Raw genomic sequence first — 22,383 nt, forward strand, 5'->3', positions numbered from 1 at the left:
CTTCCGCGCCATCGTATGGCAAACCACCGTGGTGGAGGCGACCTTGAACATGCCGGTCGAGCCTGCCGCGGTCCGCGAGTTCATCGCCGACCAGCCGGCCTTCGCGAAACTTCCCGGGGACGACCTGGACGCCATCGCCGCCCAGGTCGTCCCGATCCGCCTGAACAGGGGCGAGACGCCGGCCTGGCCGGGCGATCCGGCCGGCGGCATCGCCCTGGTACGAAGCGGATCGCTGGAGGTCCGGACCGTCACGGGCGAACCCGTCGCCCGCCTGGGCGAAGGCGATCCGGTGCCGGCCCTGGGGACGTCCGGCGGCGAGGCCGTGCTTCGCGTCGCCGTCCTGGCGGACACCCTCCTCTACCGGATCCCGGCCGACCAGGTCCTCCGGCTGCGGGCGGCCCACCCCGATTTCGCCCGCCTGCTCGACCCGCAGCCGGGCGAACGGCTGCGCGCGGCCCGGGGGCGGATGGATCCCGCCGGCCGCCGGGAGGTGAGGAACCTGATCCGGCGCCCGCCGGAGGTGACCGCCCCCGGGACCAGCATCGCCGACGCCGCCCGGCACATGCATCGGGCCGCGGTCTCCTGCCTGCCGGTGGTCGAGGACGGCCGGCTGCTGGGCATCGTCACCGACCGCGACCTGCGCAACCGGGTCCTGGCGGCGGGCCTGGACCCGGCCGGCCCGGTGACATCCGTGATGACGCCGGATCCCTACCGGATCGACGACACCGCCCTGGTCTTCCAGGCGGAGATCCTGATGGGCCGCCACGGCATCAACCACCTGCCCGTGATGCGCGGGGCGGAACTGGCCGGGATGATCACCAGCACCGACATCCTGCGGACCCATGTCCGGTCGGTCGTGTTCATGGCGGGCGACATCGCCCGGCGGGACGATGCCGCGGGCGTCGCGGCGGCCGTGAAGCCGCTGCCGGACATGGTCCACGACCTGGCGGAAGGGGGCAGCAGCGCCTACGGCATCGGCCATGCCGTCTCGGCCGTCACGGACGCGGCGACGGAACGGCTGATCGGGCTGGCGGAACAGCGGCTGGGTCCTCCGCCGGTGCCCTATCTCTGGATGGCCCTCGGGTCCCAGGCGCGGAACGAGCAGACCGCCTGCTCGGACCAGGACAACGCCCTGGTCCTGTCCGACGACTACGAGGAGGCGGCCCACGGGGACTATTTCAAGGCCCTGGCGGAATTCGTCTGCGACGGGCTGGCCGAGGCAGGATATCCCCTCTGCCCCGGCGGCATCATGGCCCGGAACCCGCGGTGGCGGATGCCGCTGGCGGCTTGGCGCCGCGCCTTCGAGCACTGGGTGCGGGAGCCCCTGCCCGAGGCGCTGATGAACGCCAGCATCTTCTTCGACATGCGGCCGGTCGCCGGCCCGCCGCCGTTGTTCCGCGACCTTCAGCGCCACGTCCTGGAACTGACCGGAAGCAACGGCATCTTCCTCGGCCACATGGTCCGCAACGCGCTGACTCACCAGCCGCCGCTGGGACTCTTCCGGAACTTCGTCCTGATCTCCGGCGGGGAACACCACCGATCGCTGGACCTCAAGCACTCCGTTCTGGCGCCGATCGTCGATCTGGCCCGGGTCTACGCCCTGGACGCCGGCTCGCCCGTGGTCAATACCCACGACCGGCTGGTGGTCGCCGGCGAGACCGGCAAGGTCAGCCGGGACGGCGCCCGCGACCTGGTGGACGCGCTGGAGTTCCTGGGCCTCGTGAGGATCCGGCACCAGGCCCGGCTCCTGAAGGCCGGCAAGTCCCCCGACAACTACCTGTCGCCGCAGGAACTGTCGCCGTTCGAGCGGGGGCACCTCAAGGACGCCTTCGCCGTGGTGAAGCTGATGCAATCGGCGGCCCTCGCCGCCTACCGCGGCGGCATGGCCTGACCGCGGACGAACCGGGAACCCCGCCGATGCTTCTCGATGTCCTGATCGCTGCCTGCGCGGCCTTGGCGGCGCTCGGCGTCATGCTGATCTGCTTCAAGGCGCTGCGCGCCGCGCCGCCGCGCTGGCTCGGCCCGGTCGTCGCCGCCGTCGCGGTCGTCGCGGTCACCGCCACGCTGCGCTACCAGTGGGCCGGCCGCATGGAAGCGATGCTGCCGAAGGAGATGGCCGTCGTCGAGCGTCTCGCCACCCGGTCGCCGTTCGAACCCTGGTCCTACGTGAAGCCGGTCGTCACCACGCTGGTGCTGGCCGACAGGGGATCGGCGCGGACCAACCCCGCCCACGCCGACCTCGTTCTCATCAACGTCCTGATCGTGCGGCGCGCCGACGATACCCTGGTCACGCGCCATCTGGTCGATTGCGCCGGGCGGCGCGAGGCGGTGTTCCCGGCGGACGCCCCGTTTACGTCGGACGGCCTGCCGGACGGCTTGGCCTGGGCCGCCGACACCCCGCCCGCCCTGATCGATACGGCCTGCGCCCTCCGGACTTCCGGCATCGGTTCGAGCAGTAAAGATGAAGGTCATACGCCGAAAATCAGGCCCGTTATTTAACGAATATTGCAAAAAACCTTGGCCAAGAATAGCGCGCATCCGGTCGGACCGCCGCGTCGATCGGCACTGCCCCGAAGGAAAGCGCAACCAAGGAACTGCCATGCCATCCCTCCCGACCGCGCCGAGACATCTCCGTTCCCCCGGCATCGGAGCGTCGTTGAACCTGATCGTCGCCGCGCTCTGCCTGATCCTGGTCGGCATCACCGGCTCGACGCTGATCGGCGCCTTCGGTGCCGTCCGTTCCGCGGAGCGCGCGGGCGATCTGGCGCGCGCCGGCCGCGACGTCTTCACGGCGCTCCAGAGCGTCCGGATCGAGCGCGGCAGCACCCGCCTCCAGCTGGAAGCCCAGGACGCCGCCGCGGCGACCATGCTGACCGGCCTGGAAACCGTCCGCGCCAAGTCCGACGCGGCGCTGGAAGCCCTGGTGGCGGCCTGCGGACGCACCGACTGCGCCGATGCGGCGGAGATGTCGGAACTCGAGGCACGGAGCGGCCGGCTGGCGGCCCTGCGCCCGGAGATCGACCGGAACCTGCGCCAGCCGTTCCCGGCGCGCCGGGACGGGTTCGCGAAGGAGGCGAATGCCGTCATCACCGCCCTGGTCGACCAGCTCGAACTGATCTCCGGGCGCCTGACGGCGCGGCTCGGCGAGGTCGACGCCTTCACCGCCGTCCAGGTCGCCGTCAAGGACGCGGCCTACCTGGCGCGCGATGCCGCCGGCCTGGAGAAGTATCCGGTCGCGGCCATCATCAAGGACAAGGCCGTCTCGGCCGAGAACCGGGCCAGGATCGCGGAACTTCGCGGCAAGGCGGACGCCGGCTGGAAGCTGGTCAGGGAGATCGCCGGGCGTCCCGGCATGCCGGCGCCGGTCGTGGCCGCCGCCGAGGCCGCGCAGGCGCTCCACTTCGGCACCACCGTCAAGCTGAGCGACCAGATCCAGCAGGCCGTCGCGGCCGGGAACGCTCCGCCGGTCGGGGCGGCGGAGTTCAGCAAGGCCGTTGACGCCGGGACCACCAGCCTGGTCGCCGTCTGCGAGGCGGCCCTGGACGCCATCGTCCTGCATGCCGACGCGAAATCGTCGGCCGCGTCCGGGAACCTGACGCTGCAGGCCAGCCTGCTGCTGCTGGCCGTCGCCATCGGGGCCGGCGCCCTGGCGGTCATCCGGGGGCGGGTCCTGCGGCCGATCGACGGCATCACCGGGGCGATGCTGCGCGTCGCCGAGGGCGACCTGTCCGGCACGATCCCCTATGCCGAGCGGGGCGACGAGATCGGCCGCCTCGCGGGTGCGCTGGGCACCTTCAAGCGCAATGCCGAGGAGACCCGCCGCCTGCAGCGCGAGCAGCAGGAGGAGCAGGTCGGCAAGGAAGCCCGCCATCGGGAGATGGAGGCCGCGCTGGCGGAGTTCGGCTCGGCCGTCGCCCGCGTCCTCCAGGGCTTCAACGTCTCGGCGGAGCGCATGACCGCCGCGTCGGAGAACCTGACGGAGGTCGCGGACTCGTCGAAATCGCGGGCCACCGTGGTCGCGGGCGCGTCCGAGCAGACCTCCGCCAACGTCCAGACCGTCGCCGCCGCGACCGAGGAACTGGCCGCCTCGATCTCCGAGATCGGGCGCCAGGTCACCCACGCCGCCGGCCGCGCCCGCGACGCCGTGTCGGAGGCCCGCCAGACCGGCGAGACGGTGCGCGCCCTGGACGAGGCGGCCCAGCGGATCGGCGCCGTGGTCGGGCTGATCCAGCAGATCGCCAACCAGACCAACCTTCTGGCGCTGAACGCCACGATCGAGGCGGCGCGCGCCGGCGAGGCGGGGAAGGGCTTCACGATCGTCGCGCACGAGGTCAAGAACCTGGCCGGCCAGACCGCCAAGGCGACGGAGGAGATCTCCGGCCAGATCTCGGCGATCCAGGCCTCGACCCGGCAGACCGTGGACGCGATCGTCGGCATCGCGGCGACGGTGGAGGAGATCGACCAGACCTCGGCGGCGATCGCCTCTGCGGTGGAACAGCAGGCCTCGGCGACGCGCGAGATCACCCGCAACACCAACGAGGCCGCCCGCGGCACCCAGGAAGTTTCCTCCAACATCCTGGGCGTGACCGAGGACGCCAACCGCACGGGCGGAGCCGCCGGCGAAGTCCATGCCGCCGCCGAGGAACTGCGCCGCGAGGCCGCCGTGCTGGGCCAGCATATCGACCGCTTCCTCGGACGCATCCAGGCGGCCTGAGCGGGAGGACGGCCGGGCAAGCGAAATTCCAGTTCGTGCTCCCCCACGGCGGCGCTATGGTTGCATGTGACCAGTGAGGCCGCCGTGACAGCAACCCCGAAACCGTCCAGGGACATGGTCCGCATCCACCGCGCGAAGCTGCGGGTCCCGGGACCGCGGCCGGTCGAGATCTGGATCCCGGATGTCCGGTCGCCGCGGTTCGCCGCCGAGGCGCGCCGGCAGTCGCTCCTCGTCAGCCGGAGCCCGTACGAGGACGAGGAACAGGCCTTCATCGACGCCGTCTCGGTCAGTCCTGGGACGAAGAAGAGTGAAGCGGGGGAATCCGGACCGTCGCCGACCACGCGGACAAGCCCTGCCCGGCGGTCATTTGGCGGTCCCCACGGCCGGCGCCGATTCCCACGCCCGTCAGCCGATCCCCAGCTCGCGCATGCGTTTCCACAGGGTCGTGCGCGAGACGCCGAGCAGCCTCGCCGCCTGGCCGCGGTTGCCCTCGGCGCGCCGGAGCGCCTCCTCCACCTTGGCCCGGGTCGCGACGGTCAGCGCCTCGTCCAGGGTGCCGGTCCCGGCGGATGACGGCCCATCCAGCGCCGCCTCCGGGAAGAGATCCGTCGGTCCGATCACCGTCTCGTCGGCCAGCACCGCCGCCCGTTCGATCCGGTTGCGCAGCTCGCGCACATTGCCCGGCCAGTCATGGTCGGCGAGGGCCGCCAGCCCCGCGGGTGACAGCGCGCGGGCTTCCAGGCCGAAGCGCGCCACGGCGTCGTCCAGGAAGCGGCGGGCGAGCAGGGGCACGTCCTCGGGCCGTTCCCGGAGCGGCGGGATGCGTACCTCGACCACGTTGATCCGGAAATAGAGATCCTCCCGGAACGTCCCGGCGGCGACGCAGGCGGCCAGGTCGGCATGGGTGGCGCAGACCAAGCGCGCCTCGAAACGCCGTTCCTCCCGGCCGCCGACCGGCAGGAAGACGCGCTCCTGGATCACCCGCAGCAGCTTCGACTGATGCTCGACCGGCAGCTCGGCGATCTCGTCGAGGAACAGCGTCCCGGTGCCGGCCCGCGCCAGCAGGCCGGGGCTGGACGCCACCGCCCCCGTGAAGGCGCCGCGTTCGTGGCCGAACAGCGTGCTCTCCACCAGGTCGCGCGGGATGGCCGCGCAGTTGACGGCGGCGAACGGCCGGTCCGCTCGGCTGGCGGCGTGGAGCAGCCGGGCCGCGACCTCCTTGCCGACGCCGGTCTCGCCCGTCAGCAGCACCGGGATCTCCACCCGGGCCGCCTTGCGCAGGACCGCTTCGGCCTGCCGCATGGCCGGGGCGGCGCCCAGGGCGGCGGCATCCGCGGGCGCGTCCGGCACGCAGGCCTTGCGCAGCTCCGCAACCAGCGAGTCCACGTCGACGGGCTTGGTCAGATAGTCGCGGGCTCCCGCCTTGATCAGCCGCACGGCCTGGTCGACCTGGCCGTGCGCCGTGATGAAATACACGGGCAGCGCCCCGGCCATGTCCAGCAGGTGCCGGTAGAGCGCCTCCCCGTCCATGTCGGGAAGGCGGATGTCGCTGACCACGGCGTGGGGCGGGGCGCCGCCCGCGAGGGCCTCGACCGCGGCGGCCCCGGTGGCGGCAAGTCGCGGCCTGAAACCCTCCAGACGGAGCCGCTGCATCAGGGCCGGGCCGAGCACCGGATCGTCCTCGATCACCAGGACGGAGGGAGTGTCGTTCATGCCTTGGCTCCCAGGGGTATGGCGATCCGGATCGAGGTCCCGCGGCCGGGCGCGTCGATCACCGTCGCGCGGCCGTCGAGCGAGCCCAGCAGGGCGACCACCACGTCGATGCCCAGGCGCCGGCCGCTTCCCTCCATTACCGGTCGGTCCGCCCCGCCGCCGGTCAGGCGCGACGCGACGGAGCGGTCCAGGCCGGGACCCTGGTCGACGATATCGCAGATCAGGTCCGTCCCCTCGGTGCGGGCGGCGAGGCTGACCTTGCCGCCGCCGGGCGTCGCGGCACAGGCGTTCAGCAGCAGGTTCAGGAGGAGCTGGCGCACCTCGACGGCGCCGAGCTCGACGCTGTCCGCCACCTCGACGCGCCAGTCCAGGGTCACGCCGCGCCGGACGGCCTCGGGCGCCACCAGATGGCGCAGATCCTCGAGATCCTCGCGGCACAGCCGCCGATCCTCCGGCGGCCGGTACAGGTCGAGGGTGCCGGTCACGATCCGGTCGATCGTCCCGATGCCGCGGTCCAGCAGACCCAGCGCCTCGTCGCGCACCTGCCGGTCGTCGCCGAACCGGCGCAACGTCGATACCGCCGTGGCCAGCCCGCCCAGCGGGTTGCGCACCTCGTGGGCCATGGTCGCCGCCATCCGGCCGAGCGCCGCCGCCTGCTCCCGGTCGGCGAGCGCCCGGATCAGGCGCTCGCGGTCCCGGACCCCCTCGGCCAGCCGGTTGTAGGCATCGAACAGGCGCCGGGTTTCCGGCCCCGCGGTCCCGACCGCCGCGACCGGCAGGGGCTCCGGCTCGCCGAGCGGCTGGGACCCGAGGTGATCGACCAGGGTGCGCAGCGGGCGGGACAGGCGTTGCAGGATCGCGAAGGCGAGGGTGCCGCACAGGCAGGCGATGACGAAGTCCATCAGGACCACCGCCCAGAGCAGCCGTTCGCGCGCCGCGATGACCTCGGACAGGTCGAGCGCCGCCACGATCCCAGGTCCGGCGCCGGCCCCCGGATCGCCGAGTGGGCGGCTGGCCCAGCCGATGTCCCCGGCGGGGTCGATGCGGAACCCGAGGCGCATCAGCTCGGCCGCGTCGGGCGGCCCGATCCGGGGATCGCCGGCGCGGGCGATCAGCCGGCCGTCGCCACCGAAGGCGAACAGCGCCTGTTCCGGAATGCCGTGCTGTTCGGCTAGCGCCTGCGCGAAGCGGCGCTCCAACTCGACGGCGTCGCCGGCCTCCACATAGGGCCGGACGCTCGCCGCGAGCCCGTCGAGATAGACCTGGCCGATCTGCCTGAGCTGGTCCGTCTGGCGGGAATTCATGACCTGGAGGGCGACCTGGGTCGACCCGACCGCGACCACGAACACCATCGCGGCCGCCAGGGCCGGCAGCTGCAGCGACGGGGGAATCAGGGTCTTCAGTCCGATCAAGCTCGGCATCCGGGGCGCTTCGGGAAGTCTCGTCCTGCCCCGTAGTTGGCCTCCCGAGGGCTCAGGGCAAGAGCGTCACCGGCATGCGGTCCGAAACGACCTCGAACGGGCAGGTCCGGACCATGCCGAGCCATCCGCTCCGATGCGACAGGCAGGACATCGCGGCGGCATCGAAGCGCCGGACCTCGCGGTCGAGCACGTCCGCCCCGGCGTCGGGATCGATCGCGGGCATGACCGTGGCCTTGCGCCCGTGCGCCCGAACCAGTTCCACCTGTTCGTCGAGGGCCGCCTGGACCCGCTGCCGGTCGCCGCCCACGGGCAGCAGCGTCACCGGCGCCTCGGTCCAGAGGCCGGCATGCAGGAACCGCCGGGCCAGCCGGGCGCAGCCGTCCGTCCCGGATACCACGAGGACGACGTTGCGCACGGCCGGGGGATGCTGCCGCACCCGCAGGACGGGAACCGCGGACCGGGCCGCCAGGGTCGCGGCGAGTTCGTCCGATGGCGGCTGCCCCGTCCCGGACAGCCCGGCGCCGGCCGGGACCACCAGCAGGTCGCAGCCGGCCACCACCGCCGCGAGCCCGTCGAAGCCGGTCTCGTCGTGCCGGCTGGTGATCTCGATCGGATGGCCGCGGGTGACCTCGTCGAAGTCGCGGAGCGCCGCCGAGGCCGCCTCGCGCCTCCGGGCCCGGCGCTGGTCGGCCAGCCAGCGAGCCCAGTAGGTGCCGCCTGCCGGGATCGCCTGGGCTTCCGGCTCCGGGTCGAAGGCCGACAGGCCCGTCAGCTGGGCGCCCGAGGCGAGCGAGATCCGCGTGGCCAGTTCGATCGCGGACCGCTGGGCGTCGCCGCCGCCGAGCCAGACCACCACGCGCCTGGTCGAGGCGGCGGCGGACGCGGCGGAAGAGGGGCTCGCGAGATGGGACGGCTTGCGGAACGGGATCGGGGTCATGGCTCCCTCCAGTGGGGCAGGGCAGGGGTTTCCTCTCGAACCGGAGCCTTACAAGAGGCGTGCCAGACAGGATTCCCGGGAGTTTCCCGGCGTCGCCGGCCGTGGGGCCGGTGCCGATGTTTCGCCCTGTGAACGGCGGGGCGGCGGTCTGTTCGCGAACGTGAACATGGACCTCCGCGCCGCGGCCACCGGCATCACCTTCGCGTCAGGAAACCGACTGGAGCATGAAGGTGATGAACGGGTCGCCGTCGGCGCCGGTCGCCTCGCGCCCGACGATGCGGAATCCGGCTTCCCGGAACATTCCCGCCATCTCGTCGGCACTGCGCCCGACGAACCTCAGGGTCGATAGCGCGCGCTCCCCGGAGTCCCGGCATTCGAAGGCGAGCGTGGCGGCGTGCAGCGAACCGGGCGTCCTTCCCGGCTGCCAGTGGTACCGGCACCGGAAGATCTCGCCGCCGTGCCGGTTTTCCACGATGGTCGGCGGGAAACCCCGCGCTTCGGCAGCCGCCCAGTCGCGGATATTGGTCAGGAGATGGCCGCCGGTCCTGAGCACGGCCTTCATGCCGTGCAGGGAAGCCCGGAGATAATCGTCGTACGATCCCTCGTCGATCCCGTCGGGAGCGGTGTAGATCGCGTGGGCGGCCAGCACGACGTCGAAACGGCGGTGCCAGTCCGCGATCCCGGCCAGGTCGGCGAACGACGACCGCCGGAACCGGTCCGCGGGCAGCCCGCAAGCCGCCGTCCGCGTGCGTGCCACCCGGAGCAGGCTTTCGGAGAAGTCGGAGCCGAACGCGTTCCAGGGGCCGGCGTTGCCCACTGCCGGAATACCCCGGTGAAGGGCCAGCACGTCGTTGCCGACCCCGCAGCAGGCATCCAGGATCGAAGCACCGGGAGGGACGTCGAGCATCCACCGGTTCATGGCGTCGTCCCCGAGACGGTCGCCGCGCTCCCGTTCCGGCGACAGGAGCGCCAGATACAGGCGGCCGATATCCTGGTATGCATCATCCATCGTCAGGTCGGGATCAGGGGGCGGCCGCCTCGCCCGCGCCGAACCAGCCGTCGACCAGGGGCCGGTTCTCCGCCAGCCACCGGCGGGCGCCCGCCTCTGCGTCGCCGGCCTTCTCGATCGTCAGCATGAGCGAACCCAGTTCCTCGTCGCTCATGTCCCAGGCGTTCAGCCAGCGCAGGGCCTCGGGATGGTCCTCCCCGAACCCGGCGCGGCTCATGAGATGTATATTGTCGCTTCCGCCGAAGTCGTCTTCGGTGTCCTGGAGGTATTTGAGGTCGTACTCCGCGAAGGCCCAGTGCGGGCTCCACAGGGTGACGACGATGGGGGTGCGGTTCCGGTAGGCGCGTGCCAGCGCGCTCATCATCCCGGTTTCGGAGGAATTGACCAGCTTCATGTCGAGATCGTAGGTGTCGAGCACCTTCTCGGCCATCTGCATCAGGGACGAGCCGGGATCGATCCCGACGATCGCCGCCTCTTCCCCGGCCGCGGGAAACTCGGCCTCGTGCTCCGAGAGTTCCCGGATGCTGTCGATCCCGACATAGGACGGCACGACGAAGCCCTGCCTCGTTCCCTTGTACCAGGAATCATGCACCTCGATGGTTTTCCCGAACCGGTCCATGACCTCCTTGTCGGTCTTGGGCAGCCAGGTCTCCAGGCCGAGATCGATGTCGCCGCGCGCCAGCCCGCTGAAGGCCAGCACCCGGTCGACGCTCTTCAGTTCGACCCGGTAGTCCCGTTCCGACAGCAGGATCTTCCACAGGTTGGCGACGGCGATGTTCTCGGCCCAGTTCGTCATGCCTATGGTCACGACCCTGTCCTGCGCGCTCAGAGGGTGCATGGCGCAGGTAAAAGCCATCATTCCGGATACTATTGCCAATAGTATTCTGCTCATCCCAAGCACCCTCTGAAGAAAATCCCGAAGTTTTGCAAAATGCCGTCCGATCGGAACAGCTCCGGCGCTTGCTTGTTCCTGAACGGCAGCGCGACGGCGTCTGCCCGGGCAGGCCGATGTGACGGGCGCACTCCGGCGCTGTGACCTCAGTCCGCATGTAGGAGGGGTGTCCGGAGGAGATCGACGATCGAACCTCAAATTCCGGACGAGGGATTCGAGAAGAAGCTCAAAGCGGCGGCAGGATTCGCCACTCCGGGAAATCTCCGGCAAATCGCAGCCCGAACGTCCCGGAGTTTTGACCCGAGTTCGCCTACAGGGGCTGAAGAGCAACGCCTCTTCTTACCGTCGGCATACTCGCCTCACGGAGGAATTTTCAAATAGTCCCGATGGTATGACTTTCCGGCAAGTGTCTGGAAAAGTGGGTCAAGCGATAGGAATATGGGCATTCTAAACAACGCATTTAGGACCATCATGTAAGCCCTTGAAAGTCTACGACTTTTCGTCTTTGCTGCAATCCATGTTTTCCACTCGGAAATGTACCATCCCCGGGCCGAAGGATGGATAAAAATCTATGCCTATCTTCCAGAGATACTTGCAAGTAAATTCCTGTTAGTATTTGAAGATCAGGATGTTTCCTGAACTATCCTTACTTGGTCCGTAGGTACAATCATGTCTGCTGCACAGGCTCGCGAGCGATTCCCGTACCGGTCCGGTGGTGTCGATGTTCCCCTCCTCTGCACGGAGCCGATGATCATCGATCAGGTGTCGGCGCAGGGCTGTTCAGTTCTCGCTATGAGAGGCGATATGCGAGCGCATTGTCGAAGTTGAGCGCGTTGACGTAGAGTTCGCGGGCGATGTTCTGGACGCCGTTGGCCCGCAGGATGTTGATCGCGAAGCTGCGGAACCGGGCGACGTGGGTGGGCTTGACGCGGGTTCGGCTGGCGTCCTCGCCGAACGTGACGTCGCGGACCCAATGGCTCCGGTTTTCAATCGCCCAGTGCCCCCGGACCGCCCGTCCGAACGCCTCGGCGCCGAGCGCGACCTGGCAGGCGTAGAACGAGACGTCCTCGGTGGCGTGCCACAGGCCTGACCTGGTGTCCTTGTGCCAGGTCAGGCGGGCGACGCGGGCGGCGCAGACGATTAGGCCGTCCCATTCGGCGTCGAGTTTGCCCCGGACATCGAAGGTCTCGACCGTGCGGGTCTCGTGGCGGCCGTGGCCCTTGGGATCAACGCTCCTGTGGCTTTCGGCCGGGGGCTGGGTGGCGGCGATGGCCTCGAGCGTGGCCAGCAGGGTCGGCTGGTTGGCCTTGACCTGGGCGAGCAACGCGTTGCCGGTGTCGCGGGCCGCCTCAAAGGTTTTTTTGACAGTGCAGCGCGTCGGCGGTGAACAGCACGCCGCTCAGGCCGAGCTCCGCGATCAGGCGCTGGGCCGCCGGGATCTCGTTGCTCTTGTCGTCGATCTCGCTGTGCGCCAGCAGGATCGCCGCCTCCGAGGCGAACGCGCTGAGCGCCTGGGCCGCCTTGCGGTCGTTGAGGTGGTCGAAGCTGCCCTTGAGCGTCTTGCCGTCGAGCGCGATCGCCGGCATCCCGCCCTCGGGGCGCGCCAGCAGGCTGGCGGCGTGCCGGCGGAACGCCCGCTCCAGGGCGTCGGCGTCGAGGTCCTGGAGCACGGTGCGCAGGGTGTTGACCGATGGCGCCCGCCTCAGGGCGACGCCGAACAGCTCGTTGAGCAACTCCCGGCGCTGCTCCAGGAAGACGATGATGCGGCGGTACGAGGTCGCGCCGGACAGCAGCGCCAGCACGGTGAACAGCAGCAGCGGCGCCAGCGGGTAGCGCTTGCCCGCCGCGCGCCGCGGATCGGGAACCTCGCCCAGGGCCGCGAGAAGCCGGCCGAACGGTACCATGGCAACCCCCAAGTCCAGGAATTGCCGAGCAAGGATTCACACATTCGCGCGAGATGGTAGACTCTTTCTACGCTGCTTCACACCCCGCCAGGACTCGCTGCGCGCGAGTCAGGCGCGCAACGGGGAGAACTGAACAGCCCTGGGTGTCGGCGGCTCTCCCGGCCGAAGGCGCGACGGCGGCGGGAAGATGTTCCGATCCGGTGTGGACCCGCCTTGCCGGCGCTCTCGTGGGTCCGAGCCTTGGGTCCGCCCGGGTCGAGTTCGTCTGGCCTGGCGATCATGGCGGCGGACCGGGTCCCGCTGGCCGGCCGCCCGCCCGGCTGGAGCGAGAGCATGTCCTGGCCGAGAGCGAGGAAGCGGTCCTGGACGCCATCGCCCGGGGAGACGGTCTGGACGGCATCCTCGACCGCGTCTGCCGCTCGTCGGATGCCCTGTTCGAGGGGGCGCGCTGCTCCATTCTGCTCGCCGAACCCGATGGCGGTGTCCTGCGGTTCGGGGCGGCGGTCGGTTCGATGCCCATCGCCTTGCCCGACAGGTCGCGCGACGCCGGCGAGGCGGAAGAAGTGGTGCTGACCAGCGACGCCGCCTCCGATCCGGCGTGGCGCGGGTTCGTCGCGATCGCCCTTGCCCACGGCATAAGGTCCTGCTGGACCTTTCCCTTGGGACGCGGCGGGGCGGTCCACGGGTTCCTCGTCGTCCACCACGAGGAGGCCCGTGGCCCGAGCGGGGCCGAAGCCGCCCTGGCCCGGCGCTTCGCGACGCTGGCCGGCCTCGCCGTCAAGCGGAAACGGACGGAGGAACGCCCGTCGGAAGACGGGGAACGGCTCGCATCGGCGATGCAGGGGGCCGGCATAGGTTTCTGGGAATGGGATATCGCCAAGGGCACGCTTTACTGGTCGCCGCTGCTGAAGCGCATGCTCGGGATGGAACCGGGGGACGAGCCGGTCCCGGGCATCACGTTCGAGGGCCTGCTCCATCCCGACGACCGGGAAAGGGCAGGGGAGGTCCTGCGGCGCCACCTGGCCGAACGGGAACCGTACGACGCCGAGTTCCGTGTCCGGCAGGCGGCCGGAGACTGGCGCTGGATCCGGGTCACCGCCCAGGCCGGGCGGGATGCCGGCGAACGGCCGGTCCATCTCGCCGGGTGCGTCTTCGACATCACCGATCGGATGCGGCGCGAGAGCGAATTGAGCGCCGCCCGCGATGCGGCCGAGGCGGCAAGCCAGGCGAAATCCCGATTCCTGGCCCATATCGGCCAGGAGCTGCGGTCCCCTCTCGCCTCCCTGCTGGGAGTTGGCGAGGCCCTGAAGGACGCCGCCCTCGCACCGCCGAGCGCCCATGCCGGGGAAATCACCGCGATCATCGACAGCGGCGGCCGGCAGCTGGCCGGATCGATCAACGACATCCTTGAGATGGCCCGGCTGGAGTCCGAACAGGTCGAGTTCCACGAGGAGACGGTCGTCCTGGCGGCGATCCTCGACGAAGCGATCCGATCGGTCCGGGCGTCGCAACGGGAACCCCGGCACAAACTGACGCTCGACCTGCCCAGCCCTCTGCCCGTGCTGTCGGCGGACCGGCACCGCCTGACGCAGGTGCTGACCTATGTCCTGGGGAACGCGGTCGACTCTTCGCCGAAGCACGGCCATATCGCCGTCAAGGTCAGCAGGACCGAAACCGCCCTTGAAATCAGGGTCGAGGATGCCGGACCCGGAAACGCCGACGACTTCGCTCCCTCCCTCCTGCATCCCCTCTACCGCCTCGGGAGCGTGACGGCCCGGCCGTACCGGGGCAACGCCCTGGGACTCTTCATTTCCAGCGTCCTGGTCGAGCGGCACGGCGGCAGCCTCGAGGTCGAGAGCAGGTCCGACAGCGGCAAGACGGTCCATATCAGCCTGCCGGCGGAACGCCTGGCGGCGGGCCGGCCGATGCCGGCGAACGGATCGAAGGTATGGCGTCACGTGGCGCGAAACGTGATCTGACGGGCCGCGGGAAAGGGCCGGCAACCCGCCCTTTCCCGCCGGAAACCCTTACGGAGCGGCCTGATCGTCGGCCGCCTCGCCGTCGCCGTCCGGGGACCCCATCATCGCACCCGCGACGAGCCCGGCGTTCTCCCGGATCTTCGACTCGATCACGTCCGCCATGTCCGGGTTGGATTTCAGGAAGGTCCGGGCGTTCTCCTTGCCTTGCCCGATCCGCTGGCCGCCGTAGCTGAACCAGGAACCGGACTTCTCGACGACCCCGGCCTGCACGCCCAGATCCAGGAGCTCTCCCGTCTTGGAGATGCCCTCGCCGTACATGATGTCGAACTCGACCACCCGGAACGGCGGGGCCATCTTGTTCTTGACCACCTTCACGCGGGTCTGGTTGCCGACCACGTTCTCCCTGTCCTTGATCGCGCCGATGCGGCGGATGTCGAGACGCTGGGAGGCGTAGAACTTCAGCGCGTTGCCGCCGGTGGTGGTCTCCGGATTGCCGAACATGACGCCGATCTTCAGCCGGATCTGGTTGATGAAGATCACGGTGCAGTTGGATTTGGAGATCGAGCCGGTCAGCTTGCGGAGCGCCTGGCTCATCAGACGCGCGTGGCGGCCGACATGGCTGTCGCCCATCTCGCCTTCCAGCTCGGCGCGCGGCACCAGGGCCGCGACGCTGTCGACCACCAGCACGTCGATGGCGCCCGAGCGCACCAGCGTATCGACGATTTCCAGCGCCTGCTCGCCCGCGTCGGGCTGGGAGATCAGCAGCTCGTCCACGTCGACGCCCAGCTTGCGGGCATAGGCGGGATCCAGGGCATGCTCCGCGTCGACGAAGGCGCAGATGCCGCCACTCTTCTGGGCCTGGGCGATGACATGCAGCGTGAGCGTCGTCTTGCCCGAGCTTTCCGGGCCGTAGATCTCGATGATGCGCCCCTTGGGCACGCCACCGATGCCGAGCGCGATGTCGAGCCCCAGCGAACCGGTGGAGATCGCCTCCACCGCGGGCATCTCGGCGCCGCCCCCGAGCTTCATGATGGCGCCCTTGCCGAACGAGCGTTCGATCTGGGTCAGGGCGGCGTCAAGGGCTTTCCGGCGGTCCGGAGTGGTCTCGGCCAACCTTGACGGGGATGAGGACATTGCAGCGCTCCCAAATTCAGAATGCACCTTATGTACTCATTTTGTTCCCGCTTTGCAGGGTAGGGCACCGGCCGGCCGGCCGCTCATTGGGGGTAGCGCCGGATCGGCGCGACATCGCGGGGACCATGCCGCGATCCTATCCCATCCGGATAGTTGCCGGACCGGAGAAGTCCCTGTAAGGTTCCCGCAACTAGAACAAATCATGAACATCCTGGACGCCTGATCATGCCGCCGTCCGCGCCGTCCCATGCCCGGGGCGGCCCGCGGGCAGGGCCGGCCCGACGACGGAGGAAGCATCATGAAGAGGACCGGCCAAGCCATCGGGGAACTCGTCGCGCGACCGCTGGGCACGGGAATGATCCGCACGGCGGTGGGCGATCGCGCGTCGGATCTCCTGATGGCCTATGTCCGGCGGGCCGCCCTGGGGCTGGTCGTCCTGGGCGTCGTCCTGGGTGCCGCCCTGCAGATCGGCGGGATGTCCCTGCCGGACCGGGATGGGCAGGCCGGGTCGGCGGAGGGTTCCGGCCAGGCCAGGACGCTCGACGACATTCTGGCGGAGGCGGGCGGGCCGGAGATCGCCGCCTTCGAGTTCGGCGAAGACCCCGACGATCCGCCGGTCGGGCTCGGCGAGCCGGACGCGTCCGGCATCGGGAGCCTCGTCGCGCGCCTCAACCGCAGGGCCGGAACCCTGGCGGTGATCGACGAGGCCGCCGCCAGGGTCGGCGCGCCCGCGCGCCTGATGCGCGCCATAGCCAGCCTGGAGTCCAGCCTCGACGCCACGGCCAGGGCATCGACGAGCTCTGCGACCGGACTCTACCAGTTCATCGAGGCGACCTGGCTGTCCAAGGTCCGGACCCACGGGCGGAAATACGGCCTGGGCCATCTCGCCAGGCATATCCGCAGAGGACCGCTGGGCGAACCCGTCGTCGACGATCCCCGGATCCGCGAGCAGATCCTGGCGCTGCGCGAGGATGTCAGGCTGAGTGCCTTCCTGGCCGCGGAGCTGACGGTCGACAACAGGCGGCGTCTCCAGAAGCTGATGGCTCGCCCGGTCACGCAGACCGAGACCTATCTGGCCCACGTCTTCGGCGTGGCCGGGACGGCGCGCTTCCTCAAGGCTGCCGAAAGCACGCCCGACAGGGTCGGCGCCTCGGTGTTTCCGAAGGAGGCCAGGGCAAATCCGGGCCTTTTCCGGATGGGCGGCCAGCCGGCGACGCTCGGGGAGATCCGGAAGCGGTTCATCGCGAAGATGTCCCGGCTCGACCTCCCCGATCGGCTGGCCGCCATCGACCGCGTCGCTCCGGCGCGGGCGACCGCGGCGGAGCAGGACGGCGAACTGGCCGGGCTGGCGGACTGGCGTGACGGGAGGGGCGAGGAGCAGGTCGCCGCGTCCGCGGAGCGCTGAGGTTCCGGCCTCGCCGCGGGACCTGACCCGGTGCGGCGAACAAGGTGGCATGACGGAATAACTCATCTGGAATGAATTATTGCCGCTTGCCTCGCGCGGCTCGGTATATTAGTTTTTGCACTGCAGCAGCGATGCTGCATGCGCCTCTTTGGGCGTTTCCTCCCTAGACTCAAGGCCACCCCTCGGGGTGGCCGTCTTTTTTCATGGACGACCCGCCGGGCAGGAATGGCACCGGTCGGCGACGCGAGATCCCCGCGTCATTTCCGGTCCCGGAACCACTGGTCCGCCATCAGGAGCAGAAGAGCCCAGGCATAGGCCGATCCGATCGTGGCCTGCTGCCATCCCGGGGCGGACATGAACCGGTCGAGCAGGACCGGCACCGGAACGATCAGCAGACAGGCCGCGACAGCCAGCGCCGGGGTCAAAGGCGGCCGGAAGAACAGCGGAAGCAGGAACAGGCTGTAGTGGACCCAGGCCAGGGGCGAGGCGACCAGGGCGCCCAGCAGGCCGAGGGCGCTCGTTCGGAGGGGGTCCGGCCGGTGCCGGCGTGCCCGGACGGCGAGCCCGACGAGCAGCACGAGGCTCGCCGCCAGGCCGGCGGTGCCGTACCCGGACCGCAGGAACAGCCCGGGCAGCGACGCATTGGTCAGGAAGGCGCCGCGGTCGGCATCGTGCGATATCGCGTCGAGCCAGAGCCGGTAGATGCCGGCCCCGTACAGCACCGCCGGAACCAGGCTCAGCACGGCCGCGCAGCACCCGGCGGCGACGGCGGCCCTTGCATGCCCGGCCAGCAGCAGCAGCCCGGGCCAGACCAGGAAGTTCGGCTTGACCGCGACCACCACCCCGATCAGCAGCCCCGCCGCCAGCGGCCGGCCGCGTTCCAGGAGCAGCCAGGCTCCGGTCGCCGCGAGCGCCAGGGGCACATAGATCTGCCCCAGCACCAGCGTGTCCCAGAAACCCGCCGCGGCACAGGCCGCCAGCGCCGGCATCAGCGGGGCTTCCGGCCGGTAGCGGCGGACCAGCAGGGTGACCAGGGCGACGTATGCCACCGCCGTGACCGCCCACCAGAGCCGTAACGCTTCCGCCGGGTCGAGATATGAGAGCGGCTGGAACAGGAGCAGCGAGACCGGCGGGTTGAGGTTAAGGTTCCAGCTTTCGAACCCGGGCATCTCGACCCGGAACGTCAGCCCTGGATAGATCCCGTAAGGGTCGAGCCCCTCCGCCGCGGCGCGTCCCGCCCCCATGAACGAACCGAAGTCCCACAGCAAGGCTCCCGGCAGCGACCGCTGGAGCTGCCAGACGATCAGCGCCGTCAGGCCGGCCGCCAGCAGTCCGGTGGGAACGGCCTGGGCCGGCTTGTCCGGTTTCCCGCGCGGCGCTGTCATGAGCTGCTCCGCACCGCCTCGATTTCCTCGGTCCCGGGTTCCCGCTCGCCGGGCGGCAGCAGGCGCATCAGGGCATGGTGGGCGCCGCAGGCCACGGCGCGGACGGGAAGCCGGTCGGGCCATCCGGCGCAGCCCCGGTTGAAGACGATGATGTAGACGCCGGCGCCGCTCCCCTCGACCGCGCCGTCCACCTGATCGACGAGCGCACTCACCTGGTCCGCGGTCTCGGCCCGGGCGATCGGGTTGACGGCGAGTTCCAGCAGGCCCTGGTCGGCCGGGGTGAAGATCAGCGGGTTCTGGCCTTCGCGGGCGAAGATGTTGACGACGACGGAGTTCCGCTGCAGGACCGCATAGGATGCCGTGTGCTCGTGGGCGGGCCGCACGTGCCGGGTCGTGAACCAGTCGCCCAGCTCGAACGGGGCCGCCTCCGCCGGGACCAGGATCGCGCCGGCGGGCAGCCGGTCCAGGGACTGCCTCACGGCGGCGAAGCTGCGGTCCTGCCGGACCCAGTCCTGAGCCATCAGTGCGCCGCGCGCGCCGGTCGCCAGGACCAGCCCGAGGACGAAGACCAGGGCCGTCCCGGGAGCGGGCCGGGCGGGCGCCAGGGCTGCCACCAGGAGCAGCGCGGCGGGAAGCGCTATCCGCGAGTCCAGGAAGTAGGACCCCATGGCCGAGTAGGGGAGCGCCAGCACCATCAGGGCATAGACCGCCGCCACTCCGCCCAGCCCCGGGTGTAAGGTGACGCGCCGGCTCGCCAGCAGGATCAGGATCACGGCGCAGGCCGTCGCCAGGGTCGCGGTATCCAGCATCGTGTTGCCCGTGGACAGCAGGCGGGTGAAGGGCGACAGCTTCTGCCAAGCGGTATAATCGAATCGGAGGTCCAGCGGCAGGCCGTTCGCCGGGCTCGCGGCCAGGTACAGCGCGAGGGCCGGAACGAAGATGCCGGCCGAGGCTGCGAGGCGGCGTGCCGCCGGACGCACCCCGCGGGGACGCGCCGTCCAGGCACGGCCCAGCTCGAGGGCCGCGATGCCGACGGCGAACAGGCCGAACGCCACCATGTGGGCCAGAAGCAGCAGCAGGGCGAAGACGGCGCCCGCCGCGAGCTGGCCGCCGCGCGACCGGCGTCCGAGATGCAGCCACGCCGCCAGCCCCCATAACAGCAGCCCCACTCCCAGCATGTAGTTCAGGAAGCCCCAGAGCATCACCTCGTTCCAGGCCAGGGCCGCTGCCAGTAGCGGCCAGACCGAGGGGCGGCCCGTCGCCGCGGAACCGAGCGCCAGGGTGCCGGTGACGGTCAGGACCAGCAGCAGGCCGAGCAGCACCTTGCCCGCCGGTTCGACCCCGAGCGCCGGCACGAGCGCCAGCAGCACGAGGTCCGACAGGACATTGGGCAGCAGCAGGCTGTCCGCCGTGAAATTGGCCGAGAAGGCCGGGACGCTGTCCAGGTGGGCCAGGACATGGACCCGCGCCAGATGGTTCGGATAGTCGAAGATCGGCGGCGTTCCGGTCGCCAGGAGCGGCAGTGCCGCGAGACCGATGAGGACGGAGGCGAGCATCGCCACCCCGCCCGCCGGCCTGGAAACTCCGTGCGGGCAGGATCCCGCTTCGTGGGTCTGGTCGGTCACCTGCCCTCCGTGAATTGCCGGGAGGTCACCGCGCGGGGCGGCGCAGGATGCGGGTCGGGCTGGTCACGGGGTCGATGCCGCGACGGGGAAGCCGGCCGGGACAAGGCCGGGAAGAGCGGAAACGCGCGCCTTCCGATCTTGGGTATGCATCGTGAACTCCTTGACGGTTCGGAGGCAAAATACAGGTGTGCGGTCACCGCGCCGTGCTTGGCGGTGCCGTTCGCTTGAAGATCCAATGCTCGTTTCTTGATTGCTCGGCGGGCCGGAAGGCGGGCCTGGCCGGAAGGTCCGGCAGGCCCGCCGACTGGAAGACAGCACCGACGAAGCGGAAGTTCCATTTTTTCTACAGGAAGACGGAAGTCCGCCGCGTCGGTGCCGGAGCGCGCCCGCTACCTGACGCCAGGGGCCACGGCGGCGGGCCTGCCGCTGCCCAGGCTGCGCATGGCCAGCAGGCAGGCGACCGGCCACACCACCGCGCCGGCCCACCAGAGATTCAGGCCGCCCGCGATCAGCGCCATTCCGATCAGGCCGGCCTGGACCACGTAGTAGGTCATCGGGAGCAACGCCATCCGGATCAGGTCGCCCTCTCGGTTGACCAGCCCGACGGTCGCCGACGCCGCGACCACGTTGTGCACGCAGATCATGTTGCCGGCGGCACCGCCGACGGCCTGAAGGGTCACCACGAGTGCGGCCCCCGCGGACGCCAGCCCGATGTTGACCGCCGTGGAGAACTGGAACAGCGAGAACATCATGTTGCTGACCGTGTTCGATCCGGCAATGAAGGCGCCGAGCGCGCCCACGATCGGCGAGACCAGGGGCCAGAACTCGCCCGACACGGCCGACACGCCGCCGGCCAGCACCAGCGGCATGCTGGCATGGTCGGGCGACGCGGAGTTGATGAACACCTGCACCATCGGTACGGCGAGCAGCAGCGCCGGCGCCGCCTTGATCATGGTGCTGCCCGACAGCGACCAGACGGCGCGGTAGCTGCCGTCCTTGCCCATGCCCTGGAAGAAATAGGCGAACAGCGATACCAGGACGAACACCGTCCCCGGCAGGTAGAGCGGCTGCGACGAGGCCGAGATGCCGGACCCGAACAGGTTGGTCCAGCTCAGCGTCATCTCGGGAGAGGTGAGGAACGCCTTCAGGGGATCGATCACGCGCGTCGCGATCAGCAGCGCGGCCACCAGCAGGTAAGGCGTCCAGGCCTTCAGCAGCGACATGGGCTGCTCATGCTCGACCGCCTGCTGGGACTGCTCCAGGGTACCGATCCAGCGGTCCTCCCAGTTCTTCCGCGGCCCGAAATCGAAGACCTCGCGCGGCAGGAACAACCCGCGCCGGGCGGCGGGGATGACGATCCCGAGCCCGATCATGGCGCCGATCAGCGACGGGAACTCCGGCCCGAACGCGGCCGCGACGAGATAGTAGGGCAGGGTGAAGGCGATGCCGGCGAACAGCGCGAACTTCCAGGCGGCGAATCCCTCGGCGAAGGAACGCCTGGGTCCGAAGAACCGGGTGATCATCGCGACCATGATCAGCGGGATCAGGAAACCGACCAGCGCGTGGACCATGGCGACGTTGACCGCGATATGGACCAGGTAGTCGCCGAAGGCCATCGGCGCGATCGTGCTGTTGACGATCTCCTGGTTGGCGAGGCCGGTATTGACGCCCAGCAGGATCGGCGTCCCGACCGCGCCGAACGAGACCGGCGTGCTCTGGATGATCAGGGCCGCCAGCACCGCCGCCATGGCCGGGAAGCCGATGGCGACCAGCAGTGGCGCCGCGATCGCCGCCGGCGTGCCGAAACCCGAGGCGCCCTCCACCAAGGATCCGAACAGCCAGGCGATCAGGATCGCCTGCACCCGCCGGTCGGGCGAGATCGAGGTGAAGCCCTGCCGGATCCGGGCGATCGCTCCGCTCTCCTCGAGCGTGTACAGCAGCAGGATGGCTCCGAACACGATGTAGAGGACGTTGACCGCCGTCACCAGGCCGTTGACCGAGGCGCCCATGACCTTTTCGATCGGGGTGCCCCACAGCGCGAGGGCGATCAGGGCCGTCGCGGCGTAGGCGACCGCCATGGTCAGCTTGGCCGACCGGCGGAGTGCCACCAGCAGGACGAACACGATGCAGATCGGCATCAGTGCTAGAAGGAATTGCAGACTTTGAGGCATGTAGACTCCGGTGTTTCCTCGGCTTTATCGTCGTTGTCGCGAGCCGGCACTATATGGGACCGCTGCAAGGCAGATCAGTAGCCCGATGGGGAAA

The 22,383-nt window shown here is 70.0% G+C and carries 14 protein-coding genes and 2 pseudogenes; 6 read left to right on the top strand and 10 right to left on the bottom strand.

What is annotated here, in order from left to right; all coding sequences use genetic code 11:
• Positions 1–49 precede the first annotated feature (49 nt).
• From JL101_RS33340 to JL101_RS33355, 4 genes and pseudogenes are all read left to right on the top strand, one after another.
• On the top strand, positions 50–1,891 hold the full coding sequence (locus JL101_RS33340; protein WP_203100821.1) for a DUF294 nucleotidyltransferase-like domain-containing protein: 1,842 nt from the start codon (positions 50–52) through the stop codon (positions 1,889–1,891).
• A 26-nt stretch (positions 1,892–1,917) separates the two neighbouring features.
• Positions 1,918–2,499 carry a hypothetical protein gene (locus JL101_RS33345; RefSeq protein ID WP_203100808.1) on the top strand — a complete coding sequence of 194 codons (582 nt, stop codon included), beginning with the start codon at positions 1,918–1,920 and terminating at the stop codon, positions 2,497–2,499.
• Positions 2,500–2,656: 157 nt separating this feature from the next.
• Positions 2,657–4,714: a methyl-accepting chemotaxis protein gene (locus JL101_RS33350; protein ID WP_203100809.1), complete on the top strand. Its 2,058-nt coding sequence runs from the start codon at positions 2,657–2,659 to the stop codon at positions 4,712–4,714.
• A gap of 114 nt (positions 4,715–4,828) precedes the next feature.
• Positions 4,829–5,025, top strand: a pseudogene (locus JL101_RS33355) (antitoxin MazE family protein).
• Between the two features lie 94 nt (positions 5,026–5,119).
• Here JL101_RS33355 and JL101_RS33360 read toward each other — a convergent pair.
• The 6 genes and pseudogenes from JL101_RS33360 to JL101_RS37070 all read right to left on the bottom strand — a co-directional run bounded on the left by JL101_RS33360 (position 5,120) and on the right by JL101_RS37070 (position 12,590).
• Positions 5,120–6,427: a sigma-54-dependent transcriptional regulator gene (locus tag JL101_RS33360; RefSeq protein ID WP_203100810.1), complete on the bottom strand. Its 1,308-nt coding sequence runs from the start codon at positions 6,425–6,427 to the stop codon at positions 5,120–5,122.
• Positions 6,424–7,848, bottom strand: a complete 1,425-nt coding sequence (locus JL101_RS33365) for an ATP-binding protein (protein ID WP_203100812.1) — start codon at positions 7,846–7,848, stop codon at positions 6,424–6,426. Before JL101_RS33365 ends, JL101_RS33360 begins: the two co-directional genes overlap by 4 nt.
• A 52-nt stretch (positions 7,849–7,900) precedes the next feature.
• Positions 7,901–8,785: a universal stress protein gene (locus JL101_RS33370; protein WP_203100814.1), complete on the bottom strand. Its 885-nt coding sequence runs from the start codon at positions 8,783–8,785 to the stop codon at positions 7,901–7,903.
• Positions 8,786–8,990: 205 nt separating this feature from the next.
• On the bottom strand, positions 8,991–9,794 hold the full coding sequence (locus JL101_RS33375; protein WP_203100815.1) for a class I SAM-dependent methyltransferase: 804 nt from the start codon (positions 9,792–9,794) through the stop codon (positions 8,991–8,993).
• A gap of 13 nt (positions 9,795–9,807) precedes the next feature.
• Complete coding sequence (locus JL101_RS33380; RefSeq protein ID WP_203100816.1) at positions 9,808–10,602, bottom strand: glycine betaine ABC transporter substrate-binding protein; 795 nt, start codon at positions 10,600–10,602, stop codon at positions 9,808–9,810.
• 874 nt (positions 10,603–11,476) lie between these two features.
• A pseudogene (locus tag JL101_RS37070) lies at positions 11,477–12,590 on the bottom strand (ISAs1 family transposase).
• 200 nt (positions 12,591–12,790) lie between these two features.
• Here JL101_RS37070 and JL101_RS33390 point away from each other — a divergent pair.
• Positions 12,791–14,569: a sensor histidine kinase gene (locus tag JL101_RS33390; protein ID WP_203099283.1), complete on the top strand. Its 1,779-nt coding sequence runs from the start codon at positions 12,791–12,793 to the stop codon at positions 14,567–14,569.
• 48 nt (positions 14,570–14,617) lie between these two features.
• Here JL101_RS33390 and recA read toward each other — a convergent pair whose 3' ends face one another.
• On the bottom strand, positions 14,618–15,703 hold the full coding sequence (gene recA, locus JL101_RS33395; protein WP_203099284.1) for a recombinase RecA: 1,086 nt from the start codon (positions 15,701–15,703) through the stop codon (positions 14,618–14,620).
• Positions 15,704–16,001: 298 nt separating this feature from the next.
• On the opposite strand from recA, the gene JL101_RS33400 reads away from it, so the two are divergent.
• Complete coding sequence (locus JL101_RS33400) at positions 16,002–17,108, top strand: lysozyme family protein (RefSeq protein WP_203099285.1); 1,107 nt, start codon at positions 16,002–16,004, stop codon at positions 17,106–17,108.
• Positions 17,109–17,365: 257 nt separating this feature from the next.
• Here the strand turns inward: JL101_RS33400 and JL101_RS33405 are convergent, their stop codons facing one another.
• From JL101_RS33405 to JL101_RS33415, 3 genes are all read right to left on the bottom strand, one after another.
• Positions 17,366–18,493, bottom strand: coding sequence for a glycosyltransferase family 87 protein (locus JL101_RS33405; protein WP_203099286.1), 1,128 nt, complete (start codon positions 18,491–18,493; stop codon positions 17,366–17,368).
• Positions 18,490–20,118 carry a hypothetical protein gene (locus tag JL101_RS33410; RefSeq protein ID WP_203099287.1) on the bottom strand — a complete coding sequence of 543 codons (1,629 nt, stop codon included), beginning with the start codon at positions 20,116–20,118 and terminating at the stop codon, positions 18,490–18,492. The genes JL101_RS33405 and JL101_RS33410 overlap by 4 nt, the downstream gene beginning before the upstream one ends.
• Before the next feature lie 389 nt (positions 20,119–20,507).
• Complete coding sequence (locus JL101_RS33415) at positions 20,508–22,289, bottom strand: L-lactate permease (protein WP_203099288.1); 1,782 nt, start codon at positions 22,287–22,289, stop codon at positions 20,508–20,510.
• Positions 22,290–22,383 lie beyond the last annotated feature (94 nt).

Origin of the sequence: Skermanella rosea, from assembly GCF_016806835.2 — a bacterium.
GTDB lineage: Bacteria > Pseudomonadota > Alphaproteobacteria > Azospirillales > Azospirillaceae > Skermanella > Skermanella rosea.